Below are 17,028 nucleotides of genomic sequence, written 5' to 3' on the forward strand. Positions count from 1 at the left end.
TGCTATACTTGAGGGGAATAGGAAAAAAGGGAGTGGGGAGTAGGGCCGTTGATGGTAGGACAGCACAGGCATACCAGAGCATACGGCCTGCTTCGCGATACTGTTGAGCATGTGTATCTCTGTACCAACTGCTATGCACAGGAGGCATTCCGATGGATCGGTCGAGCACGTTGTGGAAAGCGGCGCGAGTTGGGCTTGTGCTGTTGCGCTATGCGTTTGGCGCGACGTTTGCCTATGGCGCGTACCACAAGATTACGCGGGGTTGGCTCACCACGCCAGTGATGCGCCAACACTTCGAGCAGCGTCTGTCGGAGATCGACCAAAACAGCTTTAGCGCAGCGTACTTGCGCCATTTCGCCATTCCGCTGTATCGCCCGATTGCGTGGATCTTGACCATCGGGCAGGTCATTGTGGCGATCAGTATGTTGACCGGCAAGGGAGTGCGGCCAAGCGCGGCGCTGGCGCTGTTTTTGCTGGTCAACATTAGCGCGGGATCGTACTTTAACGCCAGTATGCCGCCGTATCTGATCACCGCTATGTTGTTGATGATGGACAAGGAAGAGGGCCGGTTGGCGTGGAACGAAACCGCCTTCGAGCAGCTTGGCGTGGGCGAGAGATTGTAGGCGATGCCCTGCCGGGCCTAGCACACCCGGCAGGGCGCGGCTACTTGCAGGTGAATGAGGAATATGCTACAGTAAAGGTGGTGCGGGCGTAGCTCAGTCGGTAGAGCATCTGCCTTCCAAGCAGAATGTCGCCGGTTCGAGTCCGGTCGCCCGCTCCATTCATATCACCCTCGTCGGCCATGCCGGCGGGGGTTTATTGTTGGAATTAAAGAGGCGCAGAGGGTGCAGAGACGCAGAAGGATTCAAACGCAACGGCGCAGTAGAACCGGACGGCTGTCCGGCTCCGCAGAGGGCGCAGAGAACGCAAAGGCTTTTTTATTTTTTGTGCCTTTTGCGTCTTTTTGTGGCTCTTCCCCCTCTGCGCTCCTTCGCGCCTTGGCGTTACAATCTTAGCGTCTTTGCTTCCTTTGCGTTAACCGTCTTTATCCTCTGAGGTGTCGTATGTTTGATCTCACCGGACGCACTGCAATTGTCACCGGTGCGGGGCGCGGGATTGGCCGCGCCATCGCTGCTGCCCTCGCCGAACACGGCGCGCGCGTTGCCCTCCTCGACCGCGAGGCAACGCTGATCGCCGAAGCGGCGGCCCAGCTTGGCCCTGCCGCGCTGAGCGCCGCGGTCGATGTGGCCGATGCCGGCGCAGTGGCGGCGGTGATCGGCGATGTACTAGAGCAGTGGGGCAGGGTGGACATTCTGGTTAATAACGCCGCGATCATCAGCTCGGCGCCATTCCTCGAACTAGCCCCCGCTGAATGGGAACGGACGCTGGCGGTCAACCTGACCGCGATCTACTATACGTGCCGCGCGGTCGTGCCGGCGATGATCGCCAACGGGTATGGCCGTCTGATTACCATCGCCTCGGTAGCCGGCAAGCGCGGCGGCGGCATTCTCGGCAGCGCCGCTTACAGCGCGGCCAAAGCCGGCGCGATCGGCTTGACCAAAGCATTGGCCCGTGAATTGGCCCCGCACGGCATCACTGCCAACGCCATTTGCCCCGGCCCAGTCGAGACGCCGCTGCTCAGTGCGATGACGCCGGCCCAACGCGAACGGGCACAGGCAATGATCCCGCTGGGTCGCTTTGCCCAACCGGTTGAAGTGGCGGCGGCAGCGGTTTTCCTCGCTTCGGTGGAAGCCGCCTTTATCACCGGCGAGACGCTCGATGTCGATGGCGGGATCACGATGGATTGAGGCAAAAGCGAGGTGACAGTACGTTTGTTAAAATATGGTAGGATGGCAGCGCTATCGGGAGCAACGACGCGATCGAGGACGCTATGCACGAACCGTTTATCTCAACGCTGTCGCTGGGGCAAGTTCGCCAGCTCCAACGATTCTTTTTGACAGTGGCCGGAATCGTGGGAGTGGTTGCCGTTGTTGCTACGATTTCTGCAATCATCTGGCAGACCGCTACGCTGATTGCACTGATGATCCTCGATTGGGTGTTAGTCGTCGGTCTACTGCAGGCATGGGCGCAGGCGCGTAGCGGGCAAGTACGCGTCTCGTTGATGACGTCATTTATTGCGCTGGTGTTGTACGGTCTTGCCGGCGCGGTCATTTTACCAAACCTTGCCGGTTTGATGGCGTTTGGGCCGGTGATCGCGATTGTCGCCATGCTGCCGTTCCTTAGCGGCCCGATCCTCCGCCGCTTGCTGATTATCGCGTGGATTGCAGTTATCGTCACGATAATCCTTGGCTCGCAATTACGCCTTTTTCCGCCGATTCCTGATGTGTTGGAAATGCCGTTCCGATTTGCCGGGGTGTTGGGGATTAGTGCGATTTTGCTCTTGCAACTGTGGTTGTTTCACGAACGGTTGATCGGGGTGATTACGCAGTTGCGTCAAGTGAACGCCGATTTACAGCGTGAACGGGCCAGTTTGCAAGAGCGGGTGGCGGAGCGCACGGCGGAATTGCAACAGGCGTTGGCTGAAGTTGAGCGGCAAATGGCCGAACAGAGCCGGTTGCTGGCTGAGAATGAACGGCAGCGCGAGTTGATCCGCGGCCTGAGTATGCCGGTCTTGCCGGTGGGCCACGCGACGCTGGTGATGCCGCTGGTAGGTGAGCTGGATGATGATCGGATCCGGCTGGCGCAGTCTACTGCGCTGCAAGCGATCGATCAGACCGGTGCGCGCCATTTGGTGCTTGATATTACCGGTATGCCGTTTGTGGATACGACGGTTGCTGCCGGTTTGATTAAGCTGGTGCAATCTGCCCGCCTGCTCGGTGCCGAAGTGACGTTGGTCGGGGTGCGGCCCGAAGTGGCGCAGACGATGGTGGCGCTCGGCGTCGAATTGGCTGATGTGGCGACGGCGGCTGATCTGGCGTCGGCGTTGCGGCGCGAGCGGGTGAGTGTGTGAAGAGTTATGTACCGCAGAGGGCGCAAAGCGTGTGCTCACAACCACCTATGGCATGCGGCAGTTTGACTGCCGCATGCGGTAAAACCCGCATTCGCCCTCGATCACATGGGTATGGAGTGCGGCAGTTTGACTGCCGCACTCCAAAATGTTTGTACCCTTAACGTGCGTTGGATGTAGATCACGCTGATATGGCATGCGGCAGTTTGACTGCCGCATGCGGTAAAACCCGCATTCGCCCTCGATCACATGGGTATGGAGTGCGGCAGTTTGACTGCCGCACTCCAAAATGTTTGTACCCTTAACGTGCGTTGGATGTAGATCACGCTGATATGGCATGCGGCAGTTTGACTGCCGCATGCGGTAAAACCCGCATTCGCCCTCGATCACTTGGGTATGGAGTGCGGCAGTCAAACTGCCGCATAATAAAGCCCACCCTCAGCCCCAATGGCATGCGGCAGTCGCACTGCCGCTTTATGCAAATAAAGAGGACGCCGCAATCCGCCGCAGCGTCCTCTGCGGTCAGCAACAGGTGCTCATCTGGTTTGCAACGCGGCCCGCTTAGCGGAACGAGCGGTTCTGCCGCCGGCGTTGGCGCTCGGCGAGCCAGCGGTCAAACGCTTGCGACAGTTCGCGCCAATTGAAAATCTTGACGTCGGGCGCGACTTTGTTGCGCTGGATAATGACCCACGACCACAGGACGGCTTGCCCGATAAAGACAAAAATAACGATCCCGACCATAATCCAGAAATCCATCGTTCGCCTCCTGTCTATGTACGCTTTTGACATATCATACTGCGATTATACGCGGAATGCAACAATGGAGGCTGCTTGCCGGTGTTGCACAGCAATGGCTCTGCGCTCCATGATACCGCGCCAGCCAGCGTTTGGCTAGCGTATTCGCCTTGTCGTCTGCCATCCTTCGCTGCTATAATCAAGCTGGCATGCCGATATGATACGGGCACAGCATCGCTGTACACTGATATTTGGCTCAACCCATCGCCTGATCGAAATGAAAGGATGATCGTTGTGCGCCTTGTCGTGCTTGTCCTGATAGCCGTATTCATAGCCGGTTGCGCTGCGCCGCCGGCGCCAACGCCGACCCCGTTGCCGCCAACGGCCACACCATCGCCGGTTCCTTCGCCCACCCCTTTACCAACACCGACGCCTCTCCCAACCCCTACCGCTGCGCCGGCAGGTAGTGCGATTCCGGCGGCAATTCGCCAAACGGCTAACATTGATACCTACCGGATGCAGTTGGTGTTGCGCGGCAGCGGTTTAGTCGGCGGGTTCAATGTGGGCAGTGCGACCACCGAATTGCTGGGGCTTGATGCGCAATTTGCCGGTGCTGATGTCTCGTTTACGTTACGAGGCTTTCTGGCAGCCTTTCTCGGCGCTGACGTGACCCGTGGATTGCAGGCGATGACCGTGGGAGGGGTAAGTTATGCCCGTGGCCCGCTGACTTTTCTCGGCGCGCCAGATGATGTCTGGTACCGGTTGGCGCCCGAACAGAGCGTGATTGCTACGCCGCCAGCGCAAGTTGATACCACATTGAGCGCAGTGGGCAGCGCCGGCGCCGATTTCAGCCGCTTTACCGCTGGCGCGACCGCTGAGCGCGACGGTGTGCGTTGCCAAGAGTATCGCGGTGATCGCGAGGCGACGACGGCTCTGTTCGCCAGCCTTGGCGCGGTCGGCCTCCCGACGCAGTTGCCTGAGAGTGCGATCACTGACGCGACAGCGCAGGTTTGGGTGTGCGAAGACGGTTATCTGCGCCAGCTTACCATTACCTTTTCTGGCACTGCTACTGATCCGCAAGGCCAAGCCCAACCTTTCTCGTTTGCGCTCGATGTGCAACTCAGCGAGATCAATGGGTCGATCCGGATTACGCCTCCCGCCGATTTCCGTGAGCTGCCGGCGCCGGGGAGCGGGACGCCCCGACCATAAATGGTGAGGGCCGCTGCTGCGGGCGAGCCGCCTGCACTCCGTGGTGGAAAGTGGGGTGCGGGCCGCTGGCCCGCCACGGGGGAATGAAGTGGCGGGCCGCGCTGCGGGCGAGCCGCCCGCGCTCCGGGGTTGACAGAACATGTAGCCGATTACACCCGTTAATCGCTGTGCAATGCCTTGACACCCGGCGCTGCGCCCCCCTCTCCCGCCGTGAGGTGGGAGAGGGGGCTGGGGGGTGAGGGCGTCAACGCAAAGCGGCAAAGCGAGCAGAGGCGCAAAGATTCGTAACGCAAAGCCGCAACGCACGCGAAGATCGCAAAGGTGTTTGGGATGGTGATTATCGCTGTGCAATGCCTCAAAGCGTAGCTCTACACTCCCCGCTCCCGCAGCGCGGGAGCGGGGCTGGGGGTGAGGGCAAACCGGCGCATCGCAAAGCTATCAACCATATCTGCGCTCGTATGTTCTGTCCGCCGAGGTGCAAGCACGCCTTGTCCTGCGCTAGATGTATGCTATCAACCATATCTGCGCTCGTATGTTCTGTCCGCCCCTCAACGAAAGGGCTGGAGGTGAGGGTGAAACGGTGCATCCCGCAACATGCAACGATCGAGGCTGTTCAAACGTACTGTTAAGCAGGTAGAATGATAGTGTGCGGGATTTGTGCGTCTTCGGCGGGCAAAGGAGCATGCCCATGGGTAGGAGCATTCGCTGGTTGGTTGGGTTGGCGCTTGGCCTGCTGTTGCTTACGCCGGTATTGGCCCAAGGCCGGCTGGTACTGTTCGATCCGGGTGGCCGGTTGAACGAATCGGCGGTGCAAGCCGCTGCTGGCCCGCTGATCCGGCGCGGCGCGCAGGTGGCGGTGTATGTGGTCGATAACGGTGGCGAGACCGATTTCGAGCGTCGCTTGATCGCCGATGGCCTTGGCCGCAACGATGGTTCGGTGCGCTCGAATTTGATCGCGATCTATGTTGCGGTCAACGACCGCTATAGCGCGATCATTTTCGGCGATGAGTGGAATGCGGCGCTGGCGGTGAACAATAATTTCGAGACGATCCGCTTGACCCAGCTTAATCCCGGTCTGTCCGCCGGTGACTTTACCCGCGGCGTGACCAGCGCCTTGACGGCGATCGAAGAGTCGATTGTGAATCCGCCCCGGCCCGATGGCGGCGTGACGATCAATACCGATTTGACGCCGGTGGTGATCGGCGGGTTGGGCTTGGCCGGCGCGGCGGCAGCGGGAGCGGGCGCGTACCAATTGCGCCGCCGCCGGCAGACGCGGCAGGCCGCCGAGAAGCGTTTGCGCGATGCGCGCGAACAGGCGGGAGGGTTGGTGGTGCAGCTCGGCCAGCGGTTTGCCAATGCCGCGGAAAAGGCCAAATACGACCGGGTTTCGTACTCGCCGGCGGCAGTGGCTGAGTTGGCCCAGATGCAAGAAGCGGCGCGCAGCGCCTTTACCGAGCTCAAGGTCGCTTTTGATGAGATCGGCGAGCAACTGAACCGCGAAGCGAAGCCGTCGCTAGAGGCGTTGGCTGCGGCTGCCGCGGCCTATGAACAGTTGCCGGAAAAGGCGGCGGCGGTGGCTGAGCGGTTGCACGCGCTTGAGCAGCGCCGCGCCGAACTCGATGCGCTGGCCCGCCAAGCGCAGGAGGATGTCGATCAGGCAAAAAAAGTCCTGACCGGCGTCGCTGAGCGGTTGCCGCAGTTTGGCAATGAGCTGGCCGATCACGCCGCCGTCTTAGCCCCCGTGCAGCGCGAGCTGGCGCAGGCTATGGCGCTGCTCGAGCAGCTTGAGGCGGCGGCGGCGAGCGCGGCGGCACGAGCGGCGTCGGTGATGGGACAGACATTGATCGACATTTTGGATCGGTACGCCAAGACGCGCGCGGCGATTGCGCAAGGTCGCCGCACCGCCGAGTCATTGGCTGCTGAAGGCTATCGCATGGATGCCTGCCATGCTGCGCTGGATACGGCCCGCGCCGCGCTTGACCGCTTGGCCGCCGTATTGCAGCAGGGCGATGTGAACGCGGCGGCGACGGCGATTGCGGAAGCGGAAGCAGCGTTGGATCGCGCCCGTCAAGAAGGGTTTGATTTGCCGGCGATCCGGGCCGAGAACGAGCGGCGGATCGCGGCGCTGGCTGAGCGCGGCCCGCAGATCGCCGATCTGATTGCTAAAGGGCGCGAAGCCTTCGATCTGGTTGATGAGTTTGCCGAGAGCACGTGGGCGGATATTCGCGGCAACGGCAGCGAGGCCGAGGCGACGGCTGAGCGGGCGTTTGAGCATTGGGAAGCAGCTAAAGCTGCAAATACCATGGAAGCGCAAGAGTTTTTGGCTGCGCGCTCGTATCTCGATGCCGCCGAGCAAGAGCTTGATCACGTCGAGCGGCTGATTGGCGCGATTACCGACCGCTTGCGCGCGCTCGAGCATGCCCGCGCCATTGCCCGTGATCTGTTAGCTGAAGCTGAGCGGTCGATCAACGCTGGTCGCTCGTTTGTTGCTGCCCACGATGCCGATGTCAGTCCGCAAGCCGATACCTTGCTGGCGCGCGCGGCCACGCTCTTGCAAGCCGCGCAAGCCGAAGCCGCCAAACCGAAACCGGATTGGCTGCGGCTGGTGCAAGATGCCCAAGAGGCCGACCGGCTGGCCGATCAGGCGCTGGCCGGTGCGCGTGATGAAGCCGAACAGACTGCTCGCCTGCGTGAACGCGCCCAACAGGCGCAGCAGTTGGCGACTGCCGAGGTGCAGAAGTTGGTGCATTACGCCTCGGTGCATGATGCCGATCTGGCTCCGGCCACGATCCAGCAGATCGAGCAGGTGCGGCAGCAGGTGCAGCAGGCGTTTGCTCTGTTGCGCCAAGCCGAGGAACGGGAAGATGCTTCCCGCCGGCAGGCGCTGACTGAGGCGATTGAACGCTATCAAGCCATCTTGCAGATGGCGATGGCGGCCTATCAAGCCGCGTATGCCGATGTGCAGCGGCTGGAAGCGTTGCGCGCCCAACTCAATCAAGCGTTACAGCAGGCCCGTGACCGGTTGGATCGGATTGAGCGGCTGCGTCCTGCATCATTCTTGGGTGGCTCGGCGTCGGTGAGTGGCAAATATACCGCGTTACAGCAGCGGTTTAACCAAATCCGGTTGCCGATCAACGGTGAACAGGCTCTGAACGCAGCATTGGCCGAGGCAAAGGCCATTATTGCCGCAGCAGACGAACTGCTTATGACGCTGCAACCGCCGTTGCCATCACGGCAAGCAACCGATAGCGTCGCTTCAACGATCGGGCGGGCTGCCGGTGGTTGGGGGCACAGCCGGAGTTGGAGCAGCTCATCGCGGCGCAGCTCGTGGGGCGGCTCATCGTCGAGCAGCGGTGGCTGGAGCAGTCGCGGCGGCGGCGGCGGCTCGTTTGGCCGCGGCGGCGGTGGCGGCTCATTTGGCGGTCGCGGCGGCGGCGGCGGCTGGTAATTCCAACCATTCCGGCGCTGCTTCCGCTAGCGTTTGCCACGGCATAAGATAGTCGTCATGCACTTCCGGTTGCGGCGCCGCCAGCAACCGGCGGGGGCCGTAGCGGAAGAAGAGGCCGTGTGCCGCGCACCGGAGGTACGTGCCCTCAGAGGTGAGTGGCTGGCCACAGCGGGGGCAGGTGAGGTTGGCGTGCATGATCTTCCTCCTTATAAAACCACACGCCGCTTGACCCTTCTGGGTCAGCGGCGTTGCATTCCCCGGCCTCTTTACCGGTAGATAATCTCTCCTTAGTTATTGTACAATACAGGCGTTACACTGTACAGTAGTTTTATACTGCGATAGCGCCGGATGAAGACGGCGTAGCCGGGTTGATGGCGTCATACGGGCGGCGCAGTTTGGGATTGAGCGAGACGACTATGGCCAAACATCCCCTAGCAATGGCGCTGGCGAAGGTGATTATCGCGGCAGCGTGGGCCGATGGCGAGTTGATGCTGGATGAAATCAACGATTTGAAGCGGTTATTGGCCGAGTTGGGCCAGACCAGCGGCAATCTCGCCTTGACAGCCGAAGAGTGGGCTGAGCTGGAGATTTATCTCCATTCGCCGGTGGAGGCTGCTGAACGGGCGCGGTTGATCGCCGATCTGCGTGATCTGATTGCGACACCCGCCGAGCGCCAGATCGCTATCAATGCCATCGATCGCTTGCTCGCCGCTGATCGGGTGCTGACGCCAGCCGAGCGCGCGGTTGCCCAAGAGATTCATGCCGCGCTCGATCACGACAACCATAGCCTGCTCCACCAACTCGGTCGCGCCTTCCGCTTGGCGCTTGGCATTCGCGCTCGCGGCCCCAATCGTGAAGATCTGTTACCAGAGTTTTTGCGCAACCGGATTTACTATGCGTTGCACATGCGCCTCGGCGTGCATATTGATGAATTAGGCGTCGATCAGCATGAAGTGTACGTGCTGGCCTTGGCCGGCGGTTTGCTCGCGCGCGTTGCCCGTGTTGATGAAGAGGTGACACCGGCTGAGCATGATAAGATTGTAGCGATTCTCGAAGAGTGGTGGCATCTCGACCATGCCCGCGCTACGCTCGTGGCCGAGGTGGCTTTGGCCGAGAGCGCGGCCAGCCTCGATTTCTTCCGTCTCGCCAAAGAGTTTGCCGAATCGACCACGGTTGAGCAGCGCGAACGGTTTCTCGATGCGCTGTTTGCGGTGGCAATCGCTGACGGCGAACTGTCCGGCGCCGAGAGCGCCGAGATTAGCCGGATTACTGCCGCGATTAACCTGCCTCATGATCGCTTTGTAGCGGCGCGGATGCGTCTGCCGCGCCAACCCGGAAAACGCTTATGACTGTGACCCTCTTCGCGCCGCTTGATATGCATTTGCATCTGCGCGAAGGCGCGATGTTGCGCCTCGTCGCACCTTTTTCGGCTGCCCAATTCGCCGGCGCGGTGATTATGCCGAACCTGATCCCGCCGGTGGATCACGCCGAGCGGTTGGCCCGCTATCGGGCCGAGATTCTGGCCGCGACCGAACCCTACCCGTTTCTGCCACTGATGACGCTCTTTTTCCGCCCGTATGAGGCGGCCACGTTGCAAGCGTTGCGCGATCAGATATTTGCGATTAAGCTCTATCCCGAAGGCGTGACTACCAACAGCGCCGGCGGGGTGAGCGATCTGGCCGCGATTGAGCCGACGCTGGCGCTGATGGAAGAACTGGGCATTCCGTTGCTGGTGCATGGCGAGAGCCACGGCTTTGTGCTTGACCGCGAAGCCGAGTTTTTGCCCGTCTACGAGCGGTGGGCGCGCGCGTTCCCGCGCCTGCGGATTGTGATGGAGCATATCACGACTGCGGCGGCGCTCGATCTGCTTGATCGCTACCCCAATCTGTTTGCGACGGTGACGCTGCACCATCTGATGATCACGCTCGATGATGTGGCCGGCGGGTTGTTACAACCACACCTCTTTTGCAAGCCGATTGCGAAGCGGCCTGCGGATCGCGATGCGCTGCTGTCAGCGGCCTTGGCCGCCCATCCCAAGTTGATGTTCGGCAGTGACTCGGCCCCGCACCCGATTGATCGCAAAGAAGCCGCTTTCTGCGCTGCCGGGGTCTTTTCGGCGCCGGTGCTGTTGCCGCTGCTGGTTGAGCTGTTTGAGCGCCATGATGCGCTTGATCGCTTGCCGGCGTTTGTCAGCGGCAATGCGTGCCGTATCCACGGCTTGACCCCCCCGGCGCGCACAGTGCGGCTCGTGCAAGAGCCGTGGCAGGTACCGGCCCGCTACGGCGATGTTGTGCCCTTCGCCGCCGGCCAGACGCTGCGCTGGCGGGTGGTGAATGAGTAAGGCAAGGCGCAGAGGCTCTCAACGCAAAGGCGCAAAGAACGCGAAGGGCGCAAAGGACTTTGAGGGGATGGTACAAGACGCTTTGTCACGCTCACTTGATACCGCTTCGCACCTTTTGCGCCTTTACCTTCATCAAACCTTTGCGATCCTTTGCGCGCTTCGCGCCTTTGCGTGTTCCAAACTTTGCGTCTTTGCCCCCTCTGCGCCTTACCTGATCGTCTTGCCCGCCAACCCCCCGCCCCACACGTCAGGCGGTGGCGGCGGCATAAACAGATCGGTCACATCGATCGCCCGCCGCAACCGGCCAAAGGTAGTAGCAATGAAGGTGATCCGGCGTAAGCGCGCTGCCGGCACCGGTCGCTCCAGCTCACACAATGGCCCAAGATCGATCCGGTAGTAGCGTTCGCCAGCGCGGGGATGATTGGGTTCTTCGGGCAAGAGATCACGGCGCTGCACAATCTGATAGCGCAACACAGCAGCGTAACGCTGCACTCGCCACCGTTCGGCGCCGAACGATCCCGGCTGGTAGAAGGCGAGATAGTCAGCGGCAAGGCGGGGTGGCGCGTGGTTCAGCGGCAGCCGGTACCACCCCGCGCTGCGGGCCAGTTCGAGGTCGCGGGGTCGCGGCACAATCACCACCAGTACCCGCGCGTCATCATCAGGTTCGAGCATAGCAATCCTCTTTCTACCTATCATTGCGCACCGCCTTCCGCCTGTCATTGCGCACCACCCTCCCCCGGTCATTGCGAGCTGAGCGGTAGGGGCAGAGCCGCGCTCTGCCCGCCGCGAGGCGAAGCAATCTCCTACTTCAGCGGCAGCGATGCCTGCACACCATTGGTCTGCGCTAAAGTAGGAGATTGCTTCGGGCGCTGCGCGCCCTCGCAATGACAGGAGGGTTGCGCGCCTGCGCTTGCCCGTTGTCCTTGCGCACCGCCTTCCCCCTGTCATTGCGAGCCGAGCGGTAGGGGCAGAGCCGCGCTCTGCCCGCCGCGAGGCGAAGCAATCTCCTACTTCAGCGGCAGCGATGCCTGCACGCCATTGGTCTGCGCCGAAGTGGGAGATTGCTTCGGGCGCTGCGCGCCCTCGCAATGACAGAAAGGCTGCGTGCCCTCATCCGTCGTCATTGCGCGCCGCTTTCCCCCTGTCATCGCGCGCCGCTTTCCCCCTGTCATTGCGAGCCACCTTCCCCCGGTCATTGCGAGCCGAGCGAAGCGAGGCGAAGCAATCTCCGGCGAGCACGGAAGGAACCCGCTCAGGTACTCATTCCGCCGAAGTGGGAGATTGCTTCGGGGGCTGCGCCCCCTCGCAATGACAGAAAGGCTGCGTGCCCTCATCCGTCGTCATTGCGCGCCGCTTTCCCCCTGTCATCGCGCGCCGCTTTCCGTCTGTCATTGCGCGCCGAGCGAAGCGAGGCGAAGCAATCTCCGGCGAGCACGGAAGGAACCCGCTCAGGCACTCATTCCGCCGAAGTGGGAGATTGCTTCGGGCGCTGCGCGCCCTCGCAATGACAGAAAGGCTGCGTGCCCTCATCCGTCGTCATTGCGCGCCGCTTTCCCCCTGTCATCGCGCGCCGCTTTCCCCCTGTCATCGCGCGCCGCTTTCCCCCCTGTCATCGCGCGCCGCTTTCCCCCTGTCATTGCGAGCCGAGCGAAGCGAGGCGAAGCAATCTCCGGCGAGCACGGATGATGTTCCCTCAGCGCTTGCTCGCGCTAAAGCGGGAGATTGCTTCGGGCGCTGCGCGCCCTCGCAATGACAGAAAGGCTGCGCGCCCTCTCGCAATGACGGAAGGGGTACGCCCTCTCGCAATGACAGGAAGGGCTGCGCGCCCTCTCGCAATGACGGAAGGGGTACGCCCCCTCGCCATGACATACGCTGGCAAGATCCATGTCCCCTTCCCGTCAATTCCGCTCTTTCCGCCAATCGATCCGTGGTACACTACCCATAGGCCCTCTATACATGAAACCGTTGCAACTCGCTAAACGTTATGCGCTTTTTTCGTTCATTTTTGCTCATCGTAGCCATTGTGTTCGGGCTAGCTGCCTGCGCCGCGCCGGCCCAGCCGACCGTGCGGGCGAGCATCGGTGCGATCGAGGCGGTCAACGCGGATAACAGTGAGGGGTTTGAGCGCGTCACAACGCCGCGCCCGTTCGTGTTTCCCGCTGACCACGGCCCGCACCCGGCGTTTCAGACCGAATGGTGGTACTACACTGGCAACCTTACCGCCGAGAATGGCCGGCGCTTTGGCTTTCAGTTGACCTTCTTCCGCCGCGCGCTCAGCCCCAATCCGCCGGCCCGCGAATCGGCGTGGGCCACGAGCAACGTGTACATGGCCCATTTTGCCCTGAGCGACATCGATGGCGGCCAGTTTTATGCCTTTGAGCGGTTTAGCCGCGCCGCCGCCGGGTTGGCCGGCGCTAGCGGCGAGCCGTTCCGTGTCTTTCTAAACGATTGGTCGGTCGAAGGCAGCGGCCCGGAGGGCATGACCATGCATCTGCGCGCTGCTCAGGATGATGTGGCCCTCGACCTGATCGCCACCAACAGCCGCCCGCCGGTGTTGCAAGGCAATGCCGGCGTCAGCCAGAAAGGTTCGCAGGTGGGCAACGCTTCGGCGTACTATTCGTTGACCCGCATGGTCAGCGAGGGTACGATCCGCATTGGCGAAACGAACTACCCCGTGCGCGGCTTGACGTGGATGGATCGCGAGTGGGGCACCAGCGCGCTCGAAGAGGGGCTGACGGGATGGGATTGGTTTGCCTTGCAGCTCGAGAGCGGGCACGATCTGATGTATTACCAACTGCGCGAAGCTGATGGCCACCCCTCGCCGTTTGTCGGCGGTAGCCTGCTCTTGCCTGACGATACGGTGATTATCCTCGGCCCCGGCGATGTCGAGCTGACCGTAACCGATACGTGGCGCAGTCCGCGCAGTGGCGCCGTCTACCCATCCGGCTGGCGATTGCGCGTGCCGCGCTATGGGTTAGACCTCGCCATTACGCCGGCCATGCACGATCAAGAATTGCCGGTGACCGTGGTTTATTGGGAAGGGGCGGTGACGGTGAGCGGCACGATGGCCGGGCGCGGCTATGTGGAATTGACCGGCTATGCTGACACAGAATGAACCAGCGCTGCCGCCGATCACGCTGATCAGCGGCTTTCTCGGCAGCGGCAAGACGACGCTGTTGCGCCGGTTGTTGGCCCGCGCCGATCGCCGGATCGGCGTGATTGTCAACGAGTTTGGCGCGATCGGGATTGACGGCGCGTTGCTGGAACAGAGCGGCGCCGGCCAGTTGATCGAACTGAGCGGCGGGTGTGTGTGTTGCGTGGCCGGCAGCGATGTGATTGTGGCGATTGAAACGCTGGCGAGCAGCGGCCCACTCGACGCCATCGCGATTGAGACGAGCGGCTTGGCCGAGCCGGGAGCAATTGTGCGCCAGCTCCGTATGGTGGATATTCCGCTCGATGCGCTCGTGACACTGGTGTCAGCCACCGATTACGAGCAGGCGCTGGCTGCGACACCGTTAACCGCGCGCCAAATCCAGCTTGCCGACCTGATCGTGCTGACCCACGGCGATCTGGTTGATGAGCAAACCATACAGCACGTCACCGCGCGCGTGTGCGAGCTCAACCAGCGCGCGCCGCTTGTACCGGCCAGCTACGGCGAAGTTGCGCCCGACCTCATCTTTAGCCCGCGCAGCGATGGCCGCTTACCGTCCGAATTATCCCACCAGCATACCGAATTTCACGCGCTGAACTGGCAAGCCGATCTGCCGTTGCGCCGATCAACGTTTGAGTACACCGTGCGCGATCTGGCGGCAAAGGGCATCTTTCGCGCCAAAGGGATTGTCTACTGCACCGACTCACCGTGGGCCGATGAAGTGCATCTGGTGGCGGGACGGCTGCGCCTAAGCGCGCTGCGGCTCGCACAACGGCCCGCACTGCTCTGCCGGCTAGTGCTGATCGGGCGCGAGCAGGCGTTGGCTGAGGCTCGCGCTGCGCTCGACTCCTGCATCGACAGTGCCGAACGAATCGCGCAGTGGCGCGCCCGTTGCGCTGAAATCGAATGAAGGGACAGTGGCGAACACGGTTTGCCCGGCCTGTTGTTCAGCAGTCATCACGTCACGCAATCGCGGCAGAGCGCCACTATAAGGAGCCAATCCCTGCGCAGCGCCAGCGCAAAGCTGCGCGTGTAGCTTGGCAACCCGCTGGCGGAGGCCACCGTCGAGCAGCCACCGACCGGCAATGCGCTGTCGATCAAGCGGGCTAAGGGGACCATCATCGCGCCAAATCGCCGTGGCAATCAAGCGGATCAACCACCCGGCCCGTCCGGCATTCAGATCGATAGCCAGATCGAGTGCGTCATCGCGCAATTGGCGCGCCAATATCAACCGGTTGAGCGCACCGGTCAGCGCTCGCCAAGCTGGATCAGCCGGCGGCAAATCGGCCAAGGTGAGCGGCGCGAGCTGGGCTAAGTGCCAACCAGCAGCGCGGTTGCACACCCACTGCGCAGTCAACGTCTGCAATTGGCGGGGTTGCCAGCAGCCATCGAGGGCTCGTGCCGCCAGTTCGTGCCGATAGGCGGCAACCATCCGGCTTTCCAAGGCATGCAATAAGCGATGGCTGATGCCGAGGCGGACAAACATCCGCCACGATTGCATCCCTAATGCGCGCGACAATTGCCCGGCATACGCCGGCATTTCGCCATCGAGATACGCATCGCGCAGGGTTGCGGCCCAACTACCACACAAGAGGGCAAGCGCCACACGGTTGAGGATGGAAGGAGGAAGCGGCCAGCGGCGCGCCAGCCAATACGGCCAGAGTGCCAACAACTGGTGCAATTCGCCGTTAAGCGATTGATGCGCTAGTTGTTGCAATGACAATGGTAGACCGATGATCAGACGTGGCAGCTTGGTCTGAACCATTTGCCAGCGCATGTGTTCGGTTGTTGAGAGCAACAGCATGCGGTTCGGCTAGTACATGAATAATCACTGCCGTCATATCATCGCTTTGCTCTAGGGCGCCGCGAAACTCGGCAATAGTGGCCCACATGTGGTCGAGCGCTCGTTGGGGATCAGTAGTATCAGTTTGGCCGATCAGCGACATCAGCCGGTCAAACCCAAACAGCTCGCGTTGAGCGTTACGGGTCTCGAAGAAGCCATCGGTCAACAAAAACACCTGATCTCCCGGTTGGAGGGTAAGCGTCATTTCTTGATACTCAAGACCGGTTTTTGCGCCGAGCGGCAAACTTGCGCAGCCAACCTCGTGAATCTGGTTGCTGCGCCGGAGATAGGGGAAGGGGTGGCCAGCGGTGGCAAACACGAGCGTAGCAGTCGCCGGATCGAGAATACCGAGAAACGCTGTCACATACTGGGCTTGCAAGCCATCACGGCAAAGCATCTCGTTCGTGGCGCGCAAGATTGATGCCGGCGACTGGTAGACCGTGATATGCGAACGCAAGAGCGAACGCGCCATGACCATCATGAGCGCGGCTGGAATGCTTTTACCGGTAACATCGGCCACCACAATCGCTAAGCGACCATCAGGCAGTTGCAAGAAATCGTAGAAATCACCGCTCGTTTCGCGGGCCGGTTCCGAACGAGCGACAATCTGGATAGGGCCTAGCTTGGGAGGTGGCGGCGGATACAGACGTTGTTGGATATTACGGGCAAGTTCTAATTCGTAGCGAATGAGCTGGTCTTGCATCAATTGCAGCCGGGCTTGGTTGAGCCGTTGCTGCGAGGCAGCGAGTTGCCACTGGTAAAAAAAGATTGCTGCCCATACCAGAATAGTGTAAATCAAAATAGGAATAAAGAAACCGGTCGACTCTTCAAAAACGCCTCGTGGTGTGGGATTTACGGTAAAGATTACAACATAAGCGGCAAAGATAATAATTAGATTGCCAATTGTAACCATTCCGGCGAACCGCCAACCCAACAATAATCCAGCGAGAATGACGAATAACGGGGTGGTTTCAGCAAACATCGTCACGCGAAGCAGATCGAGTTCGATCGCATTCGCTGTCATGATGAGTAAAACACCGAGATTTGTCCAAATAACTAGCAAGATCGCGCTGATTCGTTCACGCTTTTGGCGGATCAGCCATTCGATCCATCCATTGACTGCCAAGGATGTTAGCACAATTGCATAGTACAATGGATGGGAGAAAGGTGGGATCAGCATGATCAGCAACGCGATAACCGTCAGCAGCACAACAAGATTGTTGAGCATCCGCAACATCTTGCGCAGGCGCAACTGCTCATTTTGGGCATCGATCTGCCCCAGTAGTTCATTCACAACTTTGGCATCTCGTGGTTTCATAGGTGTTGCGAATGC

14 protein-coding genes and 1 tRNA gene are annotated in these 17,028 nt (G+C 61.0%); 10 read left to right on the forward strand and 5 right to left on the reverse strand.

Going from position 1 to position 17,028, the window contains the following annotated elements; all coding sequences use genetic code 11:
* The first annotated feature begins 152 nt into the window (after positions 1-152).
* From A6A03_RS01870 to A6A03_RS01885, 4 genes are all read left to right on the forward strand, one after another.
* Positions 153-623, forward strand: a complete 471-nt coding sequence (locus A6A03_RS01870) for a DoxX family membrane protein (protein ID WP_066783027.1) — start codon at positions 153-155, stop codon at positions 621-623.
* Between the two features lie 82 nt (positions 624-705).
* A tRNA-Gly gene (locus A6A03_RS01875) sits at positions 706-781 on the forward strand.
* A 283-nt stretch (positions 782-1,064) separates the two neighbouring features.
* On the forward strand, positions 1,065-1,808 hold the full coding sequence (locus A6A03_RS01880) for an SDR family NAD(P)-dependent oxidoreductase (RefSeq protein WP_066783029.1): 744 nt from the start codon (positions 1,065-1,067) through the stop codon (positions 1,806-1,808).
* Between the two features lie 83 nt (positions 1,809-1,891).
* Positions 1,892-2,971 (forward strand): STAS domain-containing protein, encoded by a 1,080-nt coding sequence (locus A6A03_RS01885; RefSeq protein WP_066783031.1) that lies wholly within the window; start codon positions 1,892-1,894, stop codon positions 2,969-2,971.
* Positions 2,972-3,529: 558 nt separating this feature from the next.
* On the opposite strand, the gene A6A03_RS01890 is transcribed toward A6A03_RS01885, so the two are convergent.
* Complete coding sequence (locus A6A03_RS01890; RefSeq protein ID WP_066783033.1) at positions 3,530-3,724, reverse strand: hypothetical protein; 195 nt, start codon at positions 3,722-3,724, stop codon at positions 3,530-3,532.
* Between the two features lie 264 nt (positions 3,725-3,988).
* On the opposite strand from A6A03_RS01890, the gene A6A03_RS01895 reads away from it, so the two are divergent.
* Positions 3,989-4,912: a hypothetical protein gene (locus A6A03_RS01895; protein WP_156525245.1), complete on the forward strand. Its 924-nt coding sequence runs from the start codon at positions 3,989-3,991 to the stop codon at positions 4,910-4,912.
* Positions 4,913-5,600: 688 nt separating this feature from the next.
* Entirely contained in the window at positions 5,601-8,360 is a 2,760-nt protein-coding gene (locus A6A03_RS01900; RefSeq protein ID WP_066783034.1) for a TPM domain-containing protein, read from the forward strand.
* Here the strand turns inward: A6A03_RS01900 and A6A03_RS01905 are convergent.
* A complete protein-coding gene (locus A6A03_RS01905) occupies positions 8,325-8,555 on the reverse strand; it encodes a hypothetical protein (RefSeq protein WP_066783035.1) in 231 nt (76 codons plus the stop codon). The two genes, A6A03_RS01900 and A6A03_RS01905, sit on opposite strands and share 36 nt — an antisense overlap.
* Before the next feature lie 221 nt (positions 8,556-8,776).
* Here A6A03_RS01905 and A6A03_RS01910 point away from each other — a divergent pair, with 221 nt between their 5' ends.
* Both A6A03_RS01910 and pyrC read left to right on the forward strand, forming a co-directional pair.
* A complete protein-coding gene (locus tag A6A03_RS01910) occupies positions 8,777-9,709 on the forward strand; it encodes a tellurite resistance TerB family protein (protein ID WP_066783036.1) in 933 nt (310 codons plus the stop codon).
* Entirely contained in the window at positions 9,706-10,701 is a 996-nt protein-coding gene (gene pyrC / locus A6A03_RS01915) for a dihydroorotase (protein ID WP_066783038.1), read from the forward strand. The genes A6A03_RS01910 and pyrC overlap by 4 nt, the downstream gene beginning before the upstream one ends.
* 207 nt (positions 10,702-10,908) lie before the next feature.
* Here pyrC and A6A03_RS01920 read toward each other — a convergent pair whose 3' ends face one another.
* On the reverse strand, positions 10,909-11,373 hold the full coding sequence (locus A6A03_RS01920) for a hypothetical protein (RefSeq protein ID WP_066783040.1): 465 nt from the start codon (positions 11,371-11,373) through the stop codon (positions 10,909-10,911).
* A gap of 1,312 nt (positions 11,374-12,685) precedes the next feature.
* Between A6A03_RS01920 and A6A03_RS01925 the strand changes: the two genes are divergently transcribed.
* Together A6A03_RS01925 and A6A03_RS01930 are read left to right on the forward strand one after the other, a co-directional pair.
* Positions 12,686-13,816: a lipocalin-like domain-containing protein gene (locus A6A03_RS01925; RefSeq protein ID WP_066783042.1), complete on the forward strand. Its 1,131-nt coding sequence runs from the start codon at positions 12,686-12,688 to the stop codon at positions 13,814-13,816.
* The gene (locus A6A03_RS01930) at positions 13,800-14,762 is read left to right on the forward strand and encodes a CobW family GTP-binding protein (protein WP_066783157.1); all 963 of its coding nucleotides are present in this window, start codon (positions 13,800-13,802) and stop codon (positions 14,760-14,762) included. The genes A6A03_RS01925 and A6A03_RS01930 overlap by 17 nt, the downstream gene beginning before the upstream one ends.
* On the opposite strand, the gene A6A03_RS20130 is transcribed toward A6A03_RS01930, so the two are convergent.
* A complete protein-coding gene (locus A6A03_RS20130) occupies positions 14,646-15,617 on the reverse strand; it encodes a hypothetical protein (RefSeq protein WP_156525246.1) in 972 nt (323 codons plus the stop codon). The genes A6A03_RS01930 and A6A03_RS20130 overlap by 117 nt on opposite strands.
* Positions 15,541-17,013: a PP2C family protein-serine/threonine phosphatase gene (locus tag A6A03_RS01935; RefSeq protein ID WP_066783043.1), complete on the reverse strand. Its 1,473-nt coding sequence runs from the start codon at positions 17,011-17,013 to the stop codon at positions 15,541-15,543. Before A6A03_RS01935 ends, A6A03_RS20130 begins: the two co-directional genes overlap by 77 nt.
* Positions 17,014-17,028: the final 15 nt, after the last annotated feature.

Origin of the sequence: Chloroflexus islandicus (genome assembly GCF_001650695.1) — a bacterium.
Lineage (GTDB): Bacteria > Chloroflexota > Chloroflexia > Chloroflexales > Chloroflexaceae > Chloroflexus > Chloroflexus islandicus.

Excerpts from the sequence above, each read along its gene's own strand:
- A6A03_RS01930 (WP_066783157.1), top strand. The coding sequence starts at position 13,800 with ATGCTGACACAGAATGAACCAGCGCTGCCGCCGATCACGCTGATCAGC.
- A6A03_RS01925 (WP_066783042.1), top strand. The coding sequence starts at position 12,686 with ATGCGCTTTTTTCGTTCATTTTTGCTCATCGTAGCCATTGTGTTCGGG.
- A6A03_RS01910 (WP_066783036.1), top strand. The coding sequence starts at position 8,777 with ATGGCCAAACATCCCCTAGCAATGGCGCTGGCGAAGGTGATTATCGCG.
- A6A03_RS01900 (WP_066783034.1), top strand. The coding sequence starts at position 5,601 with ATGGGTAGGAGCATTCGCTGGTTGGTTGGGTTGGCGCTTGGCCTGCTG.
- A6A03_RS01890 (WP_066783033.1), bottom strand. The coding sequence starts at position 3,724 with ATGGATTTCTGGATTATGGTCGGGATCGTTATTTTTGTCTTTATCGGG.
- A6A03_RS01935 (WP_066783043.1), bottom strand. The coding sequence starts at position 17,013 with ATGAAACCACGAGATGCCAAAGTTGTGAATGAACTACTGGGGCAGATC.
- A6A03_RS01880 (WP_066783029.1), top strand. The coding sequence starts at position 1,065 with ATGTTTGATCTCACCGGACGCACTGCAATTGTCACCGGTGCGGGGCGC.
- A6A03_RS01870 (WP_066783027.1), top strand. The coding sequence starts at position 153 with ATGGATCGGTCGAGCACGTTGTGGAAAGCGGCGCGAGTTGGGCTTGTG.
- A6A03_RS01895 (WP_156525245.1), top strand. The coding sequence starts at position 3,989 with ATGATCGTTGTGCGCCTTGTCGTGCTTGTCCTGATAGCCGTATTCATA.
- A6A03_RS01920 (WP_066783040.1), bottom strand. The coding sequence starts at position 11,373 with ATGCTCGAACCTGATGATGACGCGCGGGTACTGGTGGTGATTGTGCCG.
- A6A03_RS20130 (WP_156525246.1), bottom strand. The coding sequence starts at position 15,617 with ATGGTTCAGACCAAGCTGCCACGTCTGATCATCGGTCTACCATTGTCA.
- A6A03_RS01885 (WP_066783031.1), top strand. The coding sequence starts at position 1,892 with ATGCACGAACCGTTTATCTCAACGCTGTCGCTGGGGCAAGTTCGCCAG.
- pyrC (WP_066783038.1), top strand. The coding sequence starts at position 9,706 with ATGACTGTGACCCTCTTCGCGCCGCTTGATATGCATTTGCATCTGCGC.
- A6A03_RS01905 (WP_066783035.1), bottom strand. The coding sequence starts at position 8,555 with ATGCACGCCAACCTCACCTGCCCCCGCTGTGGCCAGCCACTCACCTCT.